The organism is Enterococcus sp. SMC-9 (assembly GCF_021011285.1).
In the GTDB taxonomy this organism is placed as follows: Bacteria; Bacillota; Bacilli; order Lactobacillales; family Enterococcaceae; genus Enterococcus_C; species Enterococcus_C montenegrensis.
In genome coordinates, this window is the sequence record NZ_JAILYE010000005.1 from 193,352 (window position 1) to 210,591 (window position 17,240).

Consider the following 17,240-nt stretch of genomic DNA (forward strand, 5'->3'; position numbering starts at 1 on the left):
CACAAGTATAGCTAAAATTATTTTACTTTATTGCCTTTAAAGTAACTGGCACTAACAGGGAGTTTTCGAGCTACAAATTCGGCTGTAGAGGTGGCATTTACCAAAGTAAAATTAGCAGGCATCCCGCTTTTTAACCAACCGTTAGGAGCGATTAATTTTTGATCGGTGACCAATTCTAAACTTTCCGTTAACTCTTTTTGTGAGGTTAAGTCAAACATTTCTGCATAGCGATTAAGTTTATCTATCACATCACCATTACCAAAAGGTGACCAGCAATCGTAAATATTATCACAACCAATCTGGGTTTTCACACCGGCTTGTTTTAATTTTGTTAAAGGCGGAATAACAAAGTCTAAGGGGATGCTGGAAATAATTGTTATTTGATTGGCGGCAAGACGTGAAAATAATTCAGCTTGCTCACTTTTATTTAAATCTCGTAACCCATAAGCGTGACTAATCGTAACTCTTTTTTGCCAATTGGTTTCTTCTGTTAGCGCTAAAATTTTAGCGAAAGCTTTTCTGGCGTCATCACCTCGTTCATGAAGGTGATAATCAATGGGCACATCAAATTGTGTTGCTAAATCAAACGTTTGGTTCAAAGATTTTTCTAAGTTGTTATCAATACTAATTGGGTCGACTCCGCCAACGAGATTAGCACCATTTTGTAACGCCAGTTTCATTTCATTGTAGGCGTGGGATAAAAGGAGACCGTGTTGGGGGAAAGCCACTAATTCATAATCCAATTGGTCCTGGTAGTTTGCTAAAACAGCTTGTGCGGCCTCTAAGTAACTTTGCCCCACAGTAGGATGAACATCAATATGGGAGCGAAAATGCGTAACGCCATAAGAAAGTTCTAAATGAATTAAATTTTCCATGCGCTGGCTAAAAGAGACCGGTGCATTTTTTAAATAGGCAATTTCTTTTGTGAAACGTTCCACGCGGTTTTTTACAGGCTCAATCGGTGTCCAGGGAATACCTAATTTACTTTTATCAAAATGAACGTGCATTTCCCGCAATTGAGGTAAAATTAAAGCATTTTGTCCATCAATTATGGTGTAATCGGTTTTGGTATCTACTTGGTCACTGGTAAACACCGCTGTAATTATTCCATTTTCAAAGGCCACAGCAATATTTTTCGTCGCAGTTCCGTAAGTGAAATCATTTTCTGTCAGATAACTAGTTTCCACGCGGACATTTTTTAATAAAGTTTTCATAAAGCACCTCCGTCTTCATTTAAAATAGCTTGAAATGGATAAAAAAGCCAACGTTTGCATTTTGTAGACCTATAAACACAAAGAAATGCCATAATAAGGTTTTACCAAAAAGCTATTAAAAAACCTGCCTACGACAACGGATGGTCATAAGCAGGTTAAAGTAGCGGTCTTATTCGACGGTGACAGATTTTGCTAAGTTTCGTGGTTTATCAACATCATAGCCTCTTTGTAAGGTTGCAAAGTAGGCAATTAATTGCGTTGGGACAACTGCTAGTAGGCTAGTCAATAGCGGATGAACCGTGGGTAATAAAATTTGATCATCTGGCTTTGCTAATTCTTCTGTTGCGATAACAAGGGTATTGGCCCCGCGACTTCTTACTTCTTGTAAATTTCCCCGTGTGTGTAAGCCAGTTGCAGCGTCAGTAATGATACCAATTACAGGGGTACTATCTTCAATTAGGGCGATTGTTCCGTGTTTTAATTCGCCAGCTGCGAAACCTTCTGCTTGAATATAAGAAATTTCTTTTAGTTTTAAAGCAGCTTCCATTGAAACATAGTAGTCATTGCCCCGGCCGATGTAAAAGGCGTTGCGGGTGTGTGTTAAGTATTCTGCGGTTAATTCTTCTAGCAATTCTTTTTCATTAATCATTGTTTCCATTGCTGTGGCGATTAAACCTAACTCGTGGAATAAATCAAATTCATTCGCTGCAAGAATAGCTTTTTTTGTTCCCAAAGCTTTAGCTAAAACAGCCATAACCGCGATTTGAGCGGTATAAGCTTTAGTCGAGGCAACGGCAATCTCAGGACCCGCATGAAGCAGCAAAGTATAAGTTGCTTCCCTTGATAAAGTAGAGCCGGCTACATTTGTAATAGTTAAAGAAGGGTAGCCTAATTCATTTGTTTTTACTAAAACTTGACGACTATCAGCTGTTTCACCACTTTGACTCAAGTAGATGAAAAATGGTTTTTCCGATAGTAGTGGCATATTGTAGCCAAATTCACTGGATAGATGAATTTCTACAGGTAACTGCGTTAAGGTTTCAAAAAATTTCTTAGCTGCCCAACCAGCATGACTGCTAGTGCCGCATGCAACGATATAAACGCGATCGCTATTTTCTAAAGTAGCTAACAAGTTGGGATCAATCGCAATTGAGCCATCTTCATTTTGATATTTTTGTACAATTTTACGCATGACAACTGGTTGTTCATCAATTTCTTTTAACATGTAATAAGGATAAGTTCCTTTTTCAATGTCACTTGCATCCAGTTCTGCAACATAAAAATCACGGTTGATAATTTGACCAGCTGCATCTTCAATGATTGCATCTGTTGCGGTTAGTGTGACCATTTCACCGTCCGTTAATTCCACAAAGTGGCTCGTTTGATCTAACATTGCTAAGGCATCACTACATAAAACATTAAAGCCATCCCCTAAGCCGATTAAAAGAGGGCTTTTATTTTTTGCGACATAAATAGTTGTATCATCTTGTGTATCAACTAAGGCAAAAGCGTAAGATCCTTCGATTAAGCGTAATGCTTTTTTGAAGGCAGCTTTTGTTTGTAAGCCTTCATTTTTAAAATGAGCAATTAAGTGAACGGCAATTTCAGTGTCTGTTTGACCGTAAAATGTATCTTCACTCAAATACGTTTGGCGTAATTCGTCATAATTTTCAATAACGCCATTGTGTACTAAAACCAGCTCACCTTTTTCACTTGTATGAGGATGCGCATTTTCCTCAGTTGGTTTACCATGAGTGGCCCAACGTGTGTGTCCAATGCCCATTGTGCCAGTAATGGCTGGGGTTAATTTTGCTTCTAAATTTTTAATGGGACCAGTAGATTTAAGCAGATTATTGTTCTTGCCAGCGACATAGATTCCTGCTGAATCATAGCCGCGATATTCCAAGCGTTTTAAACCAGTTAAGATAATTTTTGTTGCGTCGTTTCTTCCAACGACTCCGACGATTCCACACATGTAAAAAAACCTCTTTCTTATTTCAATCTTGTTTTCTTTTTGTCTTCTTATTGGAGTGCTTTTATTAAGTAAAAGATAGAATAAAAATAAATTGGTATAGATTCATTTTTATTGGTCTAATTATTACGACATCCAAAATGATATTATTTATCTTGGCTTTTGTCAATTATAAATTTTATTTCCTTTAATTGGTATAGTCTTATTTTAAGCGTTCCAATTTTATTTTTTTTAAATACGTTGCATTTTTATTTTTTTCTAATTTGCAATTATTTACTTAATCGCTGTTTTTTTTGCTTTCTTTTCGCTACAATGAGAAAGATAAAACCTTTCATTTCATCGTAAGGGATACGAAGAAAACAGGTGATGGATTATTCTATCAAAATAAAAGGAGGACCAAATGGACAATATCGTACGTTGCATGTCTTTTAAACAATTAAAAGCCGCTGTTGCAAAATTAGAGGCGACAGCTGGAATCACAGAAGAAACCAAGATTTTTTTAGATACAGGCTGGGATAGTTTGCAAGAGGTTTCACCAGAAAGTATTGAAGTGAAAAAAGCGCGCTATTTTGAAGTGCAAGATCCTGTTAGTAAGGAATATTTTGGCGGTTTTGCGTTAAGTGAAAAAGCCGAAAAAGTAAAGGCTACAGGTGCAGAAGAAACGGTCATTGTAATTGAAAATTTATATTAATAGTCAAAATTAAAGGAGTAGAAAATGAATAAAAGAAGATGGATTGCAGTTGTTATCGCAGTTGGGTTGTTTGTTTTTTCAGCGGTGTCTTCTCGGGTTGCCACCCATAATGAGGCCGAGAGCCAACAAGCACTGGCAGGATTAAATGCATTATTGTATGGGTCAAATCAATTGGAAAAAAATGTCATTGAAGATGGCGATGCTGATAAACAGATTGCCAAATTGACTGTTGACGGTACGATTGCAGATACAGGTAGTGGTGGTATCTTTTCGACGGCAACGTATAGTCACCAAGATTTCCTAGCACAGTTACAAGAAATTCAGAGGGATGGAAATATTAAAGGGATTTTGTTAGAAGTAAATTCTCCTGGTGGTGGAGTTTATGAGAGTGCTGAAATTGCCAAGGAATTTGCCAAAATTAAAGAATTAAAGATTCCTGTCTATGTTAGTATGAAAAATATGGCTGCCAGCGGTGGTTATTATATCTCAGCAGCTGCTAATAAAATTTTTGCTACCGATGAAACGGTAACAGGTTCCATTGGCGTCATTATGTCTGGGGTAAACTATAGTGGTTTAATGGAGAAATTAGGTATCACCGATGAAACCTATAAAAGTGGGGCCTTAAAAGACATGGGCTCTACTACTAGAAAACCCACTCAAAAAGATCAAGAAGTCTTGCAAACGTATGTCAACAATGCCTATGACCGGTTTGTTAAAGTGGTAGCAAAAGGTCGTGGTATGTCAGAAGCTGCCGTACGTAAAATTGCTGATGGTCGTATTTACGATGGAGCACAAGCAAAAGCAAATGGATTAGTTGATGAAATTGGTTTTCCAGAAGATGCGCTAGCCGCACTAAAAAAAGACCAAAAATTAACCAACGCGCAAGTAATTGAATATTCTGTTGGCGATACCGGTTTTTATTCTTCTTGGTTAGGCAATAAGGCAGCTAAATTACAAGGACTAGCACCAAGTGAAGATAGTACATTAGTGCATTTATTTGCATCACTTGGAAATGCTCAGGCACCAAAACCTCTTTATTATTATGGAGGACAATAAAATGAGCGATAAAATACAAGGTCCAAAAGTATTTAAAACAAAAGATGATAAGGAAAACTTCACCCAAGAAGAAGTAAAAAAGCAGCAGAAAATATGGCGTCCGTTGCTAAATGAAAAAAATGAAAATAAAAAGTATTTCCCCAACTATTTTTATGCTGGTTTTTGGATTCGCATGTTTGCCTATTGCCTTGACTTAATGTGTATTCATGCGATTACAAACGCAACAGTAGGTTTAACATATCGCGTGGCGGCAGTAGAAATAGCAACTAATTTTTTAAGTTTTTCTAGTCTTTTGTCATTGGCGATTTATTTAGCGTATTTCACTTTATTGACAAAATTAAATCACGGACAAACTATTGGGAAAATGGTCTTTGGCATTCGCGTAGTTTCTTTAAGTGAAACAGAACTTTCCTGGGGGACAGTTATTGTCAGGGAAACTGTTTGCCGCTTTATCTTAAAGGGATTTCCGTTTGTTTTAGGGTACATCGTAGCAGCCTTTACAGATCACAAACAACACGTGGGTGATTATTTTTCGGACACTTCGGTAATTACCATTAATGTTTTGAAAGCTTTTAATAAAGAATTACGGGCTTAATTTTAACAAAGCAGGTGTTAAAAATGGGTGAAAAAATTGTCTTCCCAGATGAATTGCAACGAAATATTCGTTTAGCAAAAAAAGCAATGGAACAAAAAGAGTTTCTAACGAGCGTTACTTATTTACAAAAAGCTTATGAGATGGAAATGTCATTTGAGATTAATCAGCTCTATACAGAAGCTTTATTAAAAAGTGAAGATTTTAAAAGTGCACTGCAAATAGCACAAGACTTTGCGATTGAATATCAGAAAACGGCGACAACAATAACTACCTATGTAAGAATTTTATTATTAAATCAACAGTTTTTAACTGCTCGTAAGCTAGTTATACAAAATAGTCTTTTGACAAAAGAGCAAAAAAAAACATTAACCCAACAGATTAAACAATTGGAGTTGGCAATTGATTTATTAGATCCGGAAAGTTTGCAAGTAAAAAGACAGCTTTTAAATCAGTGGGATGAAAGTTTAATGCCGATTATAACAGCGGACTGGGAAGTTTTTGTGGGGCAGTTAACTTATCCTCAATTTATCGGGCTAATGCAGGATTTTTTACCCAAATGCCGAAATAATTTTTTGCGGCCGCGCTTAGTAGAGGAGCTCGTTTTACTAGGCTGTGATAAAGTCATTCGTTGTGCCCGTTGGGATAATACAATAGCGACTATAAATTTAAAAGAACTTAAATTACCCGAAGAAGTCCCAGCTTATCAAAAATTAAAAACATATTTTGAAACAGAAATTGCCGCGACAGACATCCAACTGGCAAATTACTGCTTAACTGAGCTAAGTGCGCAATTAGCTGTAACGTATCCTTTTGTACCTTTCACTGACGATTTAAAAAGGTGGGAGCAAAGTTATATTTTAGAATATCAGGCAATGATGGGAAATAATAAAGCAGTAGCGGGGCTAGAAAAACTAGCTGATATCACAAAACAAAAAGAAAAAATTCGGCAAATTTATCAAGTGATTTTCTAAAGTTTTTTTTACTTTCAATAACCTTAAAATGTTTACAATTCCTAAGGGTTAGTGTACTATTTAAAAGTATGCATGAAAGTATTTCATAGTAAAATTAGTTTATTCGGAGGGAAACACATGACTGCAAAATGGGAAAAAACTGGCACCAATGATGGTGTATTAACATTTTCAATCGATCAAGCTGAAATTCAAAAAGGTTTGACACAAGCATTCAACAAAGTAAAAGGAAATTTAAATGTACCTGGCTTCCGTAAAGGGAAAGTTTCACGCCAAGTATTTAACCGTATGTACGGCGAAGAAGCTCTATATGAAGACGCATTGAACGCTGTATTACCAGAAAATTACGAAGCTGCAGTGAAAGAAGCCGGAATCGATCCTGTTTCTCAACCAAAAATTGACATTGACAGCATGGAAAAAGATCAAGATTGGGTAATCAAAGCTGAAGTTACGGTTAAACCTGAAGTTAAATTAGGGGACTACAAAGACTTAACTGTTGAAAAACAAGATCGCACAGTCACAGAAGCAGACGTTGACGCAAAATTAAAACAAGAACAAGAACAACAAGCTGAGTTAGTGATTAAAGAAGACGAAGCAGCTGCAAACGGCGACACTGTTGTGATTGACTTTGAAGGTTTTGTTGACGGAGTTGCATTTGAAGGCGGCAAAGGCGACAATTACTCATTAGAATTAGGTTCAGGTTCATTCATTCCTGGTTTTGAAGAACAATTAGTAGATCATAAAGCTGGCGATAATGTGGATGTTACTGTAACTTTCCCTGAAGACTATCAAGCAGAAGATTTAGCTGGTAAAGAAGCTATCTTCAAAGTAGTTGTTCACGAAGTAAAAACAAAAGAATTACCTGAATTGGATGATGAATTTGCAAAAGACGTCGACGAAAACGTTGAAACTTTAGCAGAATTAAAAGAAAAATACATGACAGAATTAACAGAAGCAAAAGAAAAAGCAGCTGAAGATGCTAAAGATGAATTAGCTATTAGAACTGCTGTTGAAAATGCTGAAATTCTTGATTTACCACATGTAATGGTTCATGATGAAGTACACCGTTCTATGGACGAATTTTTAAACAACATGCAACGTCAAGGTATTTCACCTGAAATGTATTACCAATTGACTGGTTCAACAGAAGCAGATTTACACAAACAATTTGAAGGCGAAGCTGAAAACCGAGTTAAAACAAACTTGGTAATTGAAGCTATTGCTGCTGCAGAAAACTTAGAAGCAACAGAAGCAGATGTTGAAAAAGAAATCGCTGAATTGTCTGAAGCATACAACATGCCAGTTGATCAAATCAAACGCGTTTTAACAGAAGATATGTTAAAACATGATATCACAATGAAAAAAGCGGTTGAACTTGTTACAGGAACAGCTGTTGAAAAATAATTTTTAAAATTGAAGCCGCCAGCTTGTGCTGGTGGTTTTTTTTGCTTTATTGCCCTTAAAAAAATGGAAGCTGGCTTTACATTTTATTAAAAAACGATTGTACTTGGCTACAATGAAAGCAACTACTTTTTCTTTCGTAAATAGTATGCTATCATAGTTTAAGACTGTTTAAATCAGTTATCCAGCACTCGTTAAGAGTACGGAAATTTTTCAAGGGGTGAGACCATGTACGACAACACTAGCGGAAATGAAACTGTACGTTGTTCATTTTGCGGTAAATCGCAAGAAGAAGTGCGTAAGATCGTCGCCGGTCCCGGGGTCTACATTTGTAACGAGTGTATCGACTTATGCAAAGAGATCATTGACGAGGAGTTCCTGGATGAAGAAGTGCGGGAATTCATCGATGTACCTAAACCAAAAGAAATCTTAGCAATTTTAAATGAATATGTAATCGGCCAAGACCGTGCGAAAAAAGCATTGGCTGTGGCGGTTTACAATCATTACAAACGTGTGAATGCGGAAAGTAGCGAAGATGAGGTAGAATTACAAAAGAGTAATATCTGTTTAATCGGGCCTACCGGCTCAGGAAAAACTTTCTTAGCCCAAACATTAGCCCGTTCTCTTAACGTTCCATTTGCAATTGCGGATGCTACAAGCTTGACAGAAGCTGGTTATGTAGGTGAAGATGTCGAAAATATTTTATTAAAACTTTTACAAGCGGCTGACTTCAATGTTGAAAGAGCCCAAAAAGGGATTATTTATATTGATGAAATCGATAAAATTGCCCGTAAGAGTGAGAATGTTTCGATTACACGAGATGTTTCTGGTGAAGGCGTGCAGCAAGCTTTGCTTAAAATCTTAGAAGGCACAGAAGCAAGTGTACCACCACAAGGCGGCAGAAAGCATCCTCATCAAGAAATGATTCAAATTGATACGACTAACATCTTATTTATCGTTGGTGGTGCTTTTGATGGAATTGAAACAATCGTTAAAAATCGAATGGGTGAAAAAATCATCGGTTTTGGCACGAACAATAGAAAAATCGGTGATGACGAAAGTGTGATGCAACACATCATCCCTGAAGATTTATTGAAGTTTGGTTTGATTCCTGAATTTATCGGGCGCTTGCCAGTCATGGCTGCCTTAGATAAATTGACAAATGATGATTTAGTCCGCATTTTAACGGAGCCTAAAAATGCATTAGTCAAACAATACAAAAAGTTGATGTCTTTAGATGAGACTGAATTAACCTTTGAACCATCCGCGCTAAAAGCAATTGCAGCAAAAGCGATTGAGCGTAATACTGGTGCGCGGGGTCTGCGCTCGATTATTGAAGATATTATGATGGATGTCATGTTTGATGTGCCAAGCGATGGAGATATTAAAGAAGTTATCATCACAGAAGATGCTGTCACAGGTGTTGGTACACCAAAAGTTATTTATGCTGAGAAAAAAGCGGGATAAATGAATAAAAAAGCTGGGGCTCGTACCCAGCTTTTAGCTTGATTTTTAAAGGAGTGGAATAGATGAAAGTTCATAACGCAGAAATTGTGATTAGTGCCGTAGCGCCAAAACAATATCCCGAAACAGATTTACCAGAAATCGCGTTGGCAGGACGTTCTAATGTCGGAAAATCGTCTTTCATTAATACGCTAATCCAGCGAAAAAATCTTGCCCGAACTTCTTCTAAGCCCGGAAAAACCCAAACTCTCAATTTTTATTTGATTGAAGATACATTGCACTTTGTTGACGTTCCAGGCTATGGCTACGCCAAAGTGTCTAAGAGTGAACGGGCTAAATGGGGGCAGATGATTGAAACTTACTTGACTCAAAGGGAACAATTGAAGGCAGTAGTATCTTTAGTCGATTTACGCCATGCCCCTAGTCAAGAAGATATTCAAATGTATCAGTTTTTGAAGTACTACGACTTACCTGTAATTGTAGTTGCAACAAAAGCAGATAAAATTCCCCGTGGCAAATGGAATAAACACGAATCAGTCATTAAAAAAGCTTTGGATTTTGATAAATCGGATACGTTCATTATTTTTTCTTCGGTGACCAAAGAAGGAAAAGAAGAAGCGTGGCAAGCTATTGAAAAAGCAATTAAATAGAGTCGAATCATTTCTGATTCGACTCTGTTTTTTTGCTCTTTTTTTGTTCTTTTTTTATTTCTGGTTTTAAAAAGCGGGAAACATCAACTTCCTCTTTTTTGTCCGGTAAAATTACCAAATCATCAAACATTTTATCTAATGAATCATCTCGTTCAAATTTCAAACCCATCGCAATCCACCTCCAGTTAGAGTTTAGCACGTTTTAGTAGGATTTTTAAGAAAAAACGATTCCTTTTTACTTTTTTTTAACGCCAATATTAGTTATAATAAAATTATAGAAAGATTAAAAGGCGGTGAGATGATGAAGTTGACAAATAAGATGTTTATCACAGTGCAATATATCAACTTAAATGACCAAATGATCAAGCGTCATTTGCAAGACTGGCTTGTCTTTGTTCGCCTGCTCTATCAACCACAGCAGATGATTGTGAACCATGAAGAGATGCAGTCTTTTTCTTTAAAGCGTGTTCATCAACTTTTGAGTCAATTAACTGAGCAAGAAGATTTGGAGTTTATTGTAAAAGAAGGTCCCAATGAATCTTATTTTCATTTGGTCGATGGTAATTTATTAGAAAAGCATCTCGTTTCACAAGAAATCTTTTTAAAAAACAAGCAAATAATCTTAAATTATGTCGATGTCAAAATGAAGGAACGCGGCTTATTTGGCTACATCAGAAATTACGATGAGTATTTGTATCACAATACCGATGATATAAAAATGCGCCAAGTATTTCAGCCGCTAGCAGAAATAGAAAAATTACCTAAAATCCGTAATAAAGAAAATAAAACAGTGGTAGATTGTAATCAGTTTGCTGGGTATGACATTTTTTATCGTGGTTTTTGTTTAACTTCCTGTTGGCGCGTCTACTTCACTGCTCGTTATCATAAAATCATTCCATTAGCGGTGGTAGAAGAAGTGCAACAAGTTGAACAAGTAACAAAAACTGCAGAAGATGTGTGGTTCGTTGAACTTTACAAAGATCCTTATCGTTGGCAAGAAGACTTGAATTTGGGCTATCAGCGCTTGTTTAGAGACCAGATGGGGATTGATCAATTAGCCTGGGATAATGGCGTTGGAATATTACGTGAACCCTTAATTGAATACGCATACACAGAAAATGTTATTCAAACAGTTCAATACCAAAATGACCGGTTGCAGCCAACACCTAAAAAAGAAGCAACGCATTTTGTGACCCGTGTTTATGATATTGTTCACGATAATTACCAAGAAAGACGTGTCAAAGGCGTTTTAAATGCGCAGGCTTATTTTCCTTGGATCGATGAGCAGGGAATGAAGATGATGAATTATCTTGTTTTAAATCCGCAGTATTCTCTGGATGAGGGTCTTTGCGCATATGAATTTTATTTGCGGAACTACTTAGAAATAAATATCACCGATGATCGCTACCATGAATATTTAGCAATCTTAAATATTTATCTGCCGGATGATTTTCTAACTAAAGTGCCATATAAAATCTTAAAAGAGCGGATGCAGGATATCCATTTTGCACGGTTAAAAAAACGCAAACAGCGTGTATATTTTGATATGAAAAAGAAAAAAAATCATTTGCGCGTCAATTTTGTACCATTTTCGGCAATGAAAAATACGAATGAAATAAAAGTCGTGTAGGGGGTTAAAAAATGGAAGATTTATTGTTTAAAAAGTATATGTTACCAACGGGTGTTCTGACAATCTTACTGTTAATGTTACCGGATTTTTTCATGAAAATTCCGTTAGCCCTAGCAATTATTTTATTAGGAAGCTGCCTATGTATTTACAAGTATTGGCAATTAGAAGTAAAATTGGAAGTTCAAAAAATTAGGAGTGGGAAAGAGTAGTAATTTTTCACTAGCAATGTCTGTTATAAAAAAGACCAACAATTCATCAATATGAATCGTTGGTCTTTTTACGAAGTTTTATTTGTTTAGTTAACGTCTTTTTTTAATAATCCAAAAATGATACCAGAAATTACTGCCCCGATGGCAATAAATACTAGATATAAAATTGGGTTGCTGACTAAGAATACTACGAAAATACCACCATGAGGTGCAAGTAATAGAATATCTTTAGCACCAACTAATGCTCCTGTAATTGCAGAACCGATAATGAAACTTGGAATAGCACGTAGCGGATCAGCTGCAGCAAATGGAATAGAGCCCTCGGTAACAAAAGACAGTCCCATTACAATGTTTGTTAAACCAGCATCTTGTTGATCTTTCGTAAATTTATTTTTGAATAAACGTGTAGCTACAAAAATTGCTAATGGAGGAACCATACCACCGGCCATGACAGAAGCCATTACCACACTACCGCCAGAAGCGACTGTCGTAGCTAATGTTGCTGTACCAAAAACATAGGCTGCTTTATTAATTGGGCCACCTAAATCTGCTGCCATCATACCAGCTAGTAAAGCGCCAAGTAAAGCTGCATTAGAACCACTTAAACCAGTTAAGAAACTATTTAACGCATCGTTAATTACTTTCATGGGTACGTTGATGATAAGCATTAGAAAACCAGTAATTAAAAGTCCGAATACTGGATAGAACAAAATAGTTTTAATCCCATCAAGTGATTTTGGTAGACCTTTAAATAATTTCCGTAAGAACAAGATAACATAACCACCAAGGAAACCACCAATTAAAGCACCTAAGAAGCCAGCACCGCCAGTATTTGCTAAAGCACCTGCGGCAAAACCAACAATTAAACCAGGACGATCAGCAATACTTGAAGCAATAAAACCAGCTAAGACTGGCAACATAAAACCAAACGCTGCACTACCAATTTGGTTGAACCAAGATGCTTGTATATTATAGTTACCTAATTGCGCTAAACTGTCTTTTGGAACGCCCATAAATTGGTCAATCATAAAGGATAAAGCAATGGCAATACCACCACCGATAACAAACGGTAACATGTGTGAAACACCGTTCATTAAGTCTTTATATATCCGTTGTCCTACTGTGCCATCTGCGCTTTCATCTGAACTACTAGAGGCAGAACCATCGCCTTTAAATACTGGCGCAGAACCGCTCAATGCTTCATTGATCAAGTTTTCTGGTTTACGAATACCATCACTAACAGGGCGGTTCACTAAATGTTTGCCATCAAAACGATCCATTTCAACTTTTTTGTCTGCGGCGACAATGACACCATCAGCGCGAGCAATATCTTCAGCCGTTAAACGATTTTTAATTCCTTCTGAGCCGTTTGTCTCAACTTTAATGTCAACACCCATTTCTTTGGCTTGTTTTTTCAAGGCGTCTTCGGCCATGTAAGTATGGGCGATACCAGTTGGACAAGCGGTAACAGCAACGATGTATTTGCGATTAAAGCTCTTTAATTCTTCTTCTTCGGCAGCTTTCTTTTCAGCTTTTGCTTCTTCGTCTTTTTTTGCTTGTGCGTCGGTAAATAGTTGTTGCACTTCATCTGGTGTTTTGGCTGATTTTAATTGTGCAACAAAATCAGCATCAATGAGCAAACGAGAAAGGGCAGCTAACGCTTGTAAATGGGTATCGTTTGCACCTTCTGGAGCGGCAATCATGAAAAATAGATAAGTGGGTTGACCATCTAGTGCTTCATAGTCAACACCGGCATTACTTTTAGCAAATAATACTGTCGCTTCTTTAACGGCTTTATTTTTTGCATGGGGCATCGCAATCCCATCACCTAAACCAGTTGAAGTTTGTGCTTCTCGGGCTAAAATACCTTCTTTGTAAACTGCGATGTCTGAAATTCGGCCGACATCATACATTTTTTGAACCATTTCATCGATTGCACCTTTTTTGTCAGTGGCCTTCAGATCCATAATCATGGCATCTTTAATCAATAATTCATTGATATTCATTGTTTTCCTCCTTAATGTTAAAACGACAGCTTATTTTTAACCGAAATTAATCGGCAATTTTTTCAATTACAACTTCAGCTAATAGTTCTTGAATAAATTCTGCTTGTGCCAAATCATCTGAAAACGCAGTGGCACTTCCGCTGGCAACGCCCCATTTAAAGGCATTCACTGCATCCTTATTCTCACTATAGGCGCCGATGAAACCTGCGATCATAGAGTCGCCTGCACCGACTGAATTTTTTAAGGGGCGTTTTAATACATTTGATTGGTAAACGCCTTCTTTTGTGAAGAGCAGTGCGCCATCGCCAGCCATTGAAATGATGGCATTTTGAGCCCCGGTATTCAGCAGTTTCTTACCAAAAGGAATGATATCTGAAATGTTGTTGAAAGTAGTGTGATAAGCTTCTGCTAATTCGTGGTTATTTGGTTTTACTAATACCGGTTGACTAGTCAAAGCATCCATCAAGTCTTGACCGGTCGTATCAATAACAAAATCAGCTTTATTTTCTTTTACTAATTGAACAAGCTCTTGATAAAAGCCACTTGGTAAACTAGCAGGAGCGCTGCCAGATAAAACGACGATATCTCCTTTAGTAACAGTGCTTAATTTTGCTTTTAAATCGGCAATGTCTTTTGCTGAAATGTCAGGACCTAGACCGTTGATTTCCGTTTCAGCTTCTGCCTTTAACTTAATGTTAATCCGCGTATCTGCATTAATTTGGGTGAAGTTTTGTTCAATATTTTCCTGACTTAGCCAGTCAGTGATAAAAGTACCCGTAAAACCACCTAAAAATCCTAAGGCGATATTTTCAACATTATTCCGCTTTAATATGCGAGAGACGTTAATACCCTTACCACCAGGTAATTTCAGATCTTTTTTCATCCGATTTACTTCACCGATTTTTAAGTCATCCACATGGACGATATAGTCGATTGAGGGGTTTAGCGTAACGGTGTAAATCATTTTTTTGCCTCCAATATTTTGACTTCACGATACAATTCTACGTGCTCTTCAGGACAATAATCTGTCAAGATGGTAGCTGCATCTAATGGTGCTACTTTTGCAAAGCTAATTTGATTAAACTTACTATGGTCTGCCAAAATAAATCCTTCTTCTGCTTGTTGTAGGGCTACTTTTTTTAAAATTGCTTCTTCTGGATCAGGAGTAGTATATCCTGCAGTTAAGTCAATTCCGTTTATCCCTAAAAACGCTTTGTTGAAATTAAATTCAGCCAATTGTTTTAAGCTGGTATTTCCCAACGTGGCATTGGTTGAAAGTTTAATGGCTCCACCCAAGATGATGGTATCGATATTTAAATCAATCAATTGTGCAGCGTGTTTAACGGAATTGGTCACAACTTTTAAAGATGTTCCAGTCGTAAGTAGGGGAATTAATTCTAATGTACTACTTCCGGCATCCAAATAAATGACATCATCTTTTTGAATTTGTGTGACTGCGAGTTTAGCGATCATTTGTTTAGCAGAAACATTTTCCTTAGTTTTTGTCTGCATGTCTGCTTCAAAACCAATATGCTGACCTGCTCGCTTTGCACCGCCGTGGATCCGAATTAGCAATTTTTGATTCTCTAATTCTTGTAAATCACGTCGAATTGTTGATTCAGAAGCATCTAATAAGGTGGTTAACTCATGCAGTTTGACGATATTATTTTGAGCAAGGAGTTGCAAAATTTTTTGTTGTCTTTCTTCTGTAAGCATTTACAATTCCTCCTTCGACCATATAGTAGCACGTTTTTCTTTCAAATTCAACTATAAACAGTCAAAAACGTTCAAAACAAATCACAAAGGAAATTGAAAAGGGTTAAAAAACTGCAGTGGAAGGGCTAACAATTGAAAAAAGTTGAGAACTTTGGCTTAATTATAAGTAGAAGGGTGTTGGTAAAATGAATAAAACTTTATTACAAGCATTTCAATGGGAACTTGAGGCCAACAGTAATCATTGGCAGTCATTGGTTACAGAAATTGATTACTTTAAAAAATTGGGCATCAATGCACTTTGGTTACCTCCAGCAGCAAAAGGGTCTGCAGGGGTAAATGACGTTGGTTACGGTACTTATGACCTCTATGATTTAGGTGAATTTGATCAAAAAGGTTCAGTTGCAACCAAATACGGTACAAAAGAAGAATATTTGACAGCAATTAAAAAGTTACAAGAAAATCAAATAGATGTTTATGCAGACATTGTTTTTAATCATTTTATGGGAGCTGATGAGACAGAAAAAGTCTCAGCTGTTAAATACAGTTGGGATAATCGTAATCAGCAAATTAGTGATGAAGAAGAAATTGAGGCATGGACGCGCTTTACTTTTCCAGGTCGCAAAGGAAAATATGATGATTATATATGGAGCTGGCGGAATTTTTCTGGCGTTGATTATGATGCCCATAATAAAGATCATGCAATTTTTAATCTTGCCGATAAGGGCTGGGTTTCAGATGTCGACTCGGAAAATGGTAACTTTGACTATTTGATGGGCTGTAATTTGGACATGACTTATGAAGAAACAATCGAACAGTTGGATCGTTGGGGCAAATGGTTTTTAGAACAGACGAATGTCGATGGGTTCCGCTTGGATGCAGTGAAGCATATTCAATTTGACTTTTTTGTTGATTGGTTATTGAAGCGAAGGCAAGAAAAAGGGGCACCGCTTTTTGTAGTAGGAGAATATTGGACCGATGAGTTAGACAAATTGGAAAACTATATTGATTCTTCTGGCAACCTAATTTATTTATTTGACGTGCCTTTACACTTTAATTTTTATCAAGCTAGTCGCGGAAACGGTACCTTTGACTTACGGGAGATTTTTACGGGAACTCTAGTAGAGTCAAGGCCTGAGTATGCAGTAACTTTTGTGGATAATCACGATACTCAAAAAGGACAAAGTTTAGAATCATGGGTGGAGGGCTGGTTTAAAGTTCATGCCTATGCGCTAATTTTATTACGTAAAATTGGCACGCCCACTATTTTTTGGGGAGATTTGTATGGTATTAAAACACAAAACATTGGACCAGTGGGGGAAAAGCTTGAGTACCTACTTAAAATCCGCCAACACTTAGCCTATGGTAACGAAGTGGATTACTTTGATGATCCTGATTGCATTGGTTGGGTTTTTACAGGGGACTTTGATAAAGAATTATCTGGTTTTGCAGTCATTTTAACGGATTCTGATGCCAATCAAAAAGAGATGACCATCAGCGCAATTCATGCTGGGAAAACGTTTGTTGATGTTTTGAAAAATAATGATACTCATGTTGTATTGGATGAAAATGGTCGTGGTTTGTTTCCGGTAAATGGCGGACAAATTTCTGTGTACGTTAATGAGGATGTGGCGAAAAAAATTTGGGCCCTGTAGAATAGGAGTGCATTTA

Annotated in this window: 16 protein-coding genes; 10 read left to right on the forward strand and 6 right to left on the reverse strand. The window is 37.0% G+C overall.

Going from position 1 to position 17,240, the window contains the following annotated elements; all coding sequences use genetic code 11:
• Window positions 1–17: 17 nt before the first annotated feature.
• Together K4422_RS09210 and glmS are read right to left on the reverse strand one after the other, a co-directional pair.
• Window positions 18–1,214 carry an amidohydrolase family protein gene (locus K4422_RS09210; protein ID WP_230710776.1) on the reverse strand — a complete coding sequence of 399 codons (1,197 nt, stop codon included), beginning with the start codon at window positions 1,212–1,214 and terminating at the stop codon, window positions 18–20.
• A 169-nt stretch (window positions 1,215–1,383) separates the two neighbouring features.
• Window positions 1,384–3,189, reverse strand: a complete 1,806-nt coding sequence (gene glmS / locus K4422_RS09215; protein ID WP_230710778.1) for a glutamine--fructose-6-phosphate transaminase (isomerizing) — start codon at window positions 3,187–3,189, stop codon at window positions 1,384–1,386.
• Between the two features lie 397 nt (window positions 3,190–3,586).
• Between glmS and K4422_RS09220 the strand changes: the two genes are divergently transcribed.
• The 7 genes from K4422_RS09220 to yihA all read left to right on the forward strand — a co-directional run bounded on the left by K4422_RS09220 (window position 3,587) and on the right by yihA (window position 10,011).
• Window positions 3,587–3,877 carry a hypothetical protein gene (locus K4422_RS09220; RefSeq protein ID WP_206902740.1) on the forward strand — a complete coding sequence of 97 codons (291 nt, stop codon included), beginning with the start codon at window positions 3,587–3,589 and terminating at the stop codon, window positions 3,875–3,877.
• 24 nt (window positions 3,878–3,901) lie between these two features.
• Window positions 3,902–4,933: a signal peptide peptidase SppA gene (gene sppA / locus K4422_RS09225; protein WP_206902741.1), complete on the forward strand. Its 1,032-nt coding sequence runs from the start codon at window positions 3,902–3,904 to the stop codon at window positions 4,931–4,933.
• Window position 4,934: 1 nt separating this feature from the next.
• On the forward strand, window positions 4,935–5,528 hold the full coding sequence (locus tag K4422_RS09230) for an RDD family protein (protein WP_230710781.1): 594 nt from the start codon (window positions 4,935–4,937) through the stop codon (window positions 5,526–5,528).
• Window positions 5,529–5,551: 23 nt separating this feature from the next.
• Window positions 5,552–6,499 carry a hypothetical protein gene (locus tag K4422_RS09235; protein WP_206902743.1) on the forward strand — a complete coding sequence of 316 codons (948 nt, stop codon included), beginning with the start codon at window positions 5,552–5,554 and terminating at the stop codon, window positions 6,497–6,499.
• Between the two features lie 117 nt (window positions 6,500–6,616).
• Window positions 6,617–7,900 carry a trigger factor gene (tig, locus tag K4422_RS09240; RefSeq protein ID WP_206902744.1) on the forward strand — a complete coding sequence of 428 codons (1,284 nt, stop codon included), beginning with the start codon at window positions 6,617–6,619 and terminating at the stop codon, window positions 7,898–7,900.
• A gap of 225 nt (window positions 7,901–8,125) precedes the next feature.
• Window positions 8,126–9,364 (forward strand): ATP-dependent Clp protease ATP-binding subunit ClpX, encoded by a 1,239-nt coding sequence (clpX, locus tag K4422_RS09245; protein WP_230710783.1) that lies wholly within the window; start codon window positions 8,126–8,128, stop codon window positions 9,362–9,364.
• Window positions 9,365–9,426: 62 nt separating this feature from the next.
• Window positions 9,427–10,011 carry a ribosome biogenesis GTP-binding protein YihA/YsxC gene (yihA, locus tag K4422_RS09250; protein WP_230710785.1) on the forward strand — a complete coding sequence of 195 codons (585 nt, stop codon included), beginning with the start codon at window positions 9,427–9,429 and terminating at the stop codon, window positions 10,009–10,011.
• A 7-nt stretch (window positions 10,012–10,018) separates the two neighbouring features.
• Here yihA and K4422_RS09255 read toward each other — a convergent pair whose 3' ends face one another.
• Window positions 10,019–10,180 (reverse strand): SPJ_0845 family protein, encoded by a 162-nt coding sequence (locus tag K4422_RS09255; protein ID WP_206902747.1) that lies wholly within the window; start codon window positions 10,178–10,180, stop codon window positions 10,019–10,021.
• A gap of 132 nt (window positions 10,181–10,312) precedes the next feature.
• Here K4422_RS09255 and K4422_RS09260 point away from each other — a divergent pair, with 132 nt between their 5' ends.
• Complete coding sequence (locus K4422_RS09260) at window positions 10,313–11,641, forward strand: hypothetical protein (RefSeq protein WP_230710787.1); 1,329 nt, start codon at window positions 10,313–10,315, stop codon at window positions 11,639–11,641.
• Between the two features lie 11 nt (window positions 11,642–11,652).
• Window positions 11,653–11,850: a hypothetical protein gene (locus tag K4422_RS09265; protein WP_206902749.1), complete on the forward strand. Its 198-nt coding sequence runs from the start codon at window positions 11,653–11,655 to the stop codon at window positions 11,848–11,850.
• Window positions 11,851–11,936: 86 nt separating this feature from the next.
• Here K4422_RS09265 and K4422_RS09270 read toward each other — a convergent pair whose 3' ends face one another.
• Genes K4422_RS09270 through K4422_RS09280 form a run of 3 tightly spaced genes read right to left on the reverse strand, consistent with a single transcriptional unit; the run spans window position 11,937 to window position 15,572 of the window.
• Window positions 11,937–13,856, reverse strand: coding sequence for a PTS fructose transporter subunit IIABC (locus tag K4422_RS09270; protein WP_206902750.1), 1,920 nt, complete (start codon window positions 13,854–13,856; stop codon window positions 11,937–11,939).
• A gap of 46 nt (window positions 13,857–13,902) precedes the next feature.
• Window positions 13,903–14,820, reverse strand: a complete 918-nt coding sequence (pfkB, locus tag K4422_RS09275) for a 1-phosphofructokinase (protein ID WP_230710789.1) — start codon at window positions 14,818–14,820, stop codon at window positions 13,903–13,905.
• A complete protein-coding gene (locus K4422_RS09280) occupies window positions 14,817–15,572 on the reverse strand; it encodes a DeoR/GlpR family DNA-binding transcription regulator (RefSeq protein ID WP_230710791.1) in 756 nt (251 codons plus the stop codon). Before K4422_RS09280 ends, pfkB begins: the two co-directional genes overlap by 4 nt.
• Window positions 15,573–15,757: 185 nt before the next feature.
• Between K4422_RS09280 and K4422_RS09285 the strand changes: the two genes are divergently transcribed.
• The gene (locus K4422_RS09285) at window positions 15,758–17,224 is read left to right on the forward strand and encodes an alpha-amylase (protein WP_230710793.1); all 1,467 of its coding nucleotides are present in this window, start codon (window positions 15,758–15,760) and stop codon (window positions 17,222–17,224) included.
• Window positions 17,225–17,240: the final 16 nt, after the last annotated feature.

What these genes read in the sequence shown, in the direction of transcription:
- K4422_RS09210 (WP_230710776.1), bottom strand. Translation starts at nt 1,214, where the DNA reads ATGAAAACTTTATTAAAAAATGTCCGCGTGGAAACTAGTTATCTGACA.
- glmS (WP_230710778.1), bottom strand. Translation starts at nt 3,189, where the DNA reads ATGTGTGGAATCGTCGGAGTCGTTGGAAGAAACGACGCAACAAAAATT.
- K4422_RS09220 (WP_206902740.1), top strand. Translation starts at nt 3,587, where the DNA reads ATGGACAATATCGTACGTTGCATGTCTTTTAAACAATTAAAAGCCGCT.
- sppA (WP_206902741.1), top strand. Translation starts at nt 3,902, where the DNA reads ATGAATAAAAGAAGATGGATTGCAGTTGTTATCGCAGTTGGGTTGTTT.
- K4422_RS09230 (WP_230710781.1), top strand. Translation starts at nt 4,935, where the DNA reads ATGAGCGATAAAATACAAGGTCCAAAAGTATTTAAAACAAAAGATGAT.
- K4422_RS09235 (WP_206902743.1), top strand. Translation starts at nt 5,552, where the DNA reads ATGGGTGAAAAAATTGTCTTCCCAGATGAATTGCAACGAAATATTCGT.
- tig (WP_206902744.1), top strand. Translation starts at nt 6,617, where the DNA reads ATGACTGCAAAATGGGAAAAAACTGGCACCAATGATGGTGTATTAACA.
- clpX (WP_230710783.1), top strand. Translation starts at nt 8,126, where the DNA reads ATGTACGACAACACTAGCGGAAATGAAACTGTACGTTGTTCATTTTGC.
- yihA (WP_230710785.1), top strand. Translation starts at nt 9,427, where the DNA reads ATGAAAGTTCATAACGCAGAAATTGTGATTAGTGCCGTAGCGCCAAAA.
- K4422_RS09255 (WP_206902747.1), bottom strand. Translation starts at nt 10,180, where the DNA reads ATGGGTTTGAAATTTGAACGAGATGATTCATTAGATAAAATGTTTGAT.
- K4422_RS09260 (WP_230710787.1), top strand. Translation starts at nt 10,313, where the DNA reads ATGAAGTTGACAAATAAGATGTTTATCACAGTGCAATATATCAACTTA.
- K4422_RS09265 (WP_206902749.1), top strand. Translation starts at nt 11,653, where the DNA reads ATGGAAGATTTATTGTTTAAAAAGTATATGTTACCAACGGGTGTTCTG.
- K4422_RS09270 (WP_206902750.1), bottom strand. Translation starts at nt 13,856, where the DNA reads ATGAATATCAATGAATTATTGATTAAAGATGCCATGATTATGGATCTG.
- pfkB (WP_230710789.1), bottom strand. Translation starts at nt 14,820, where the DNA reads ATGATTTACACCGTTACGCTAAACCCCTCAATCGACTATATCGTCCAT.
- K4422_RS09280 (WP_230710791.1), bottom strand. Translation starts at nt 15,572, where the DNA reads ATGCTTACAGAAGAAAGACAACAAAAAATTTTGCAACTCCTTGCTCAA.
- K4422_RS09285 (WP_230710793.1), top strand. Translation starts at nt 15,758, where the DNA reads ATGAATAAAACTTTATTACAAGCATTTCAATGGGAACTTGAGGCCAAC.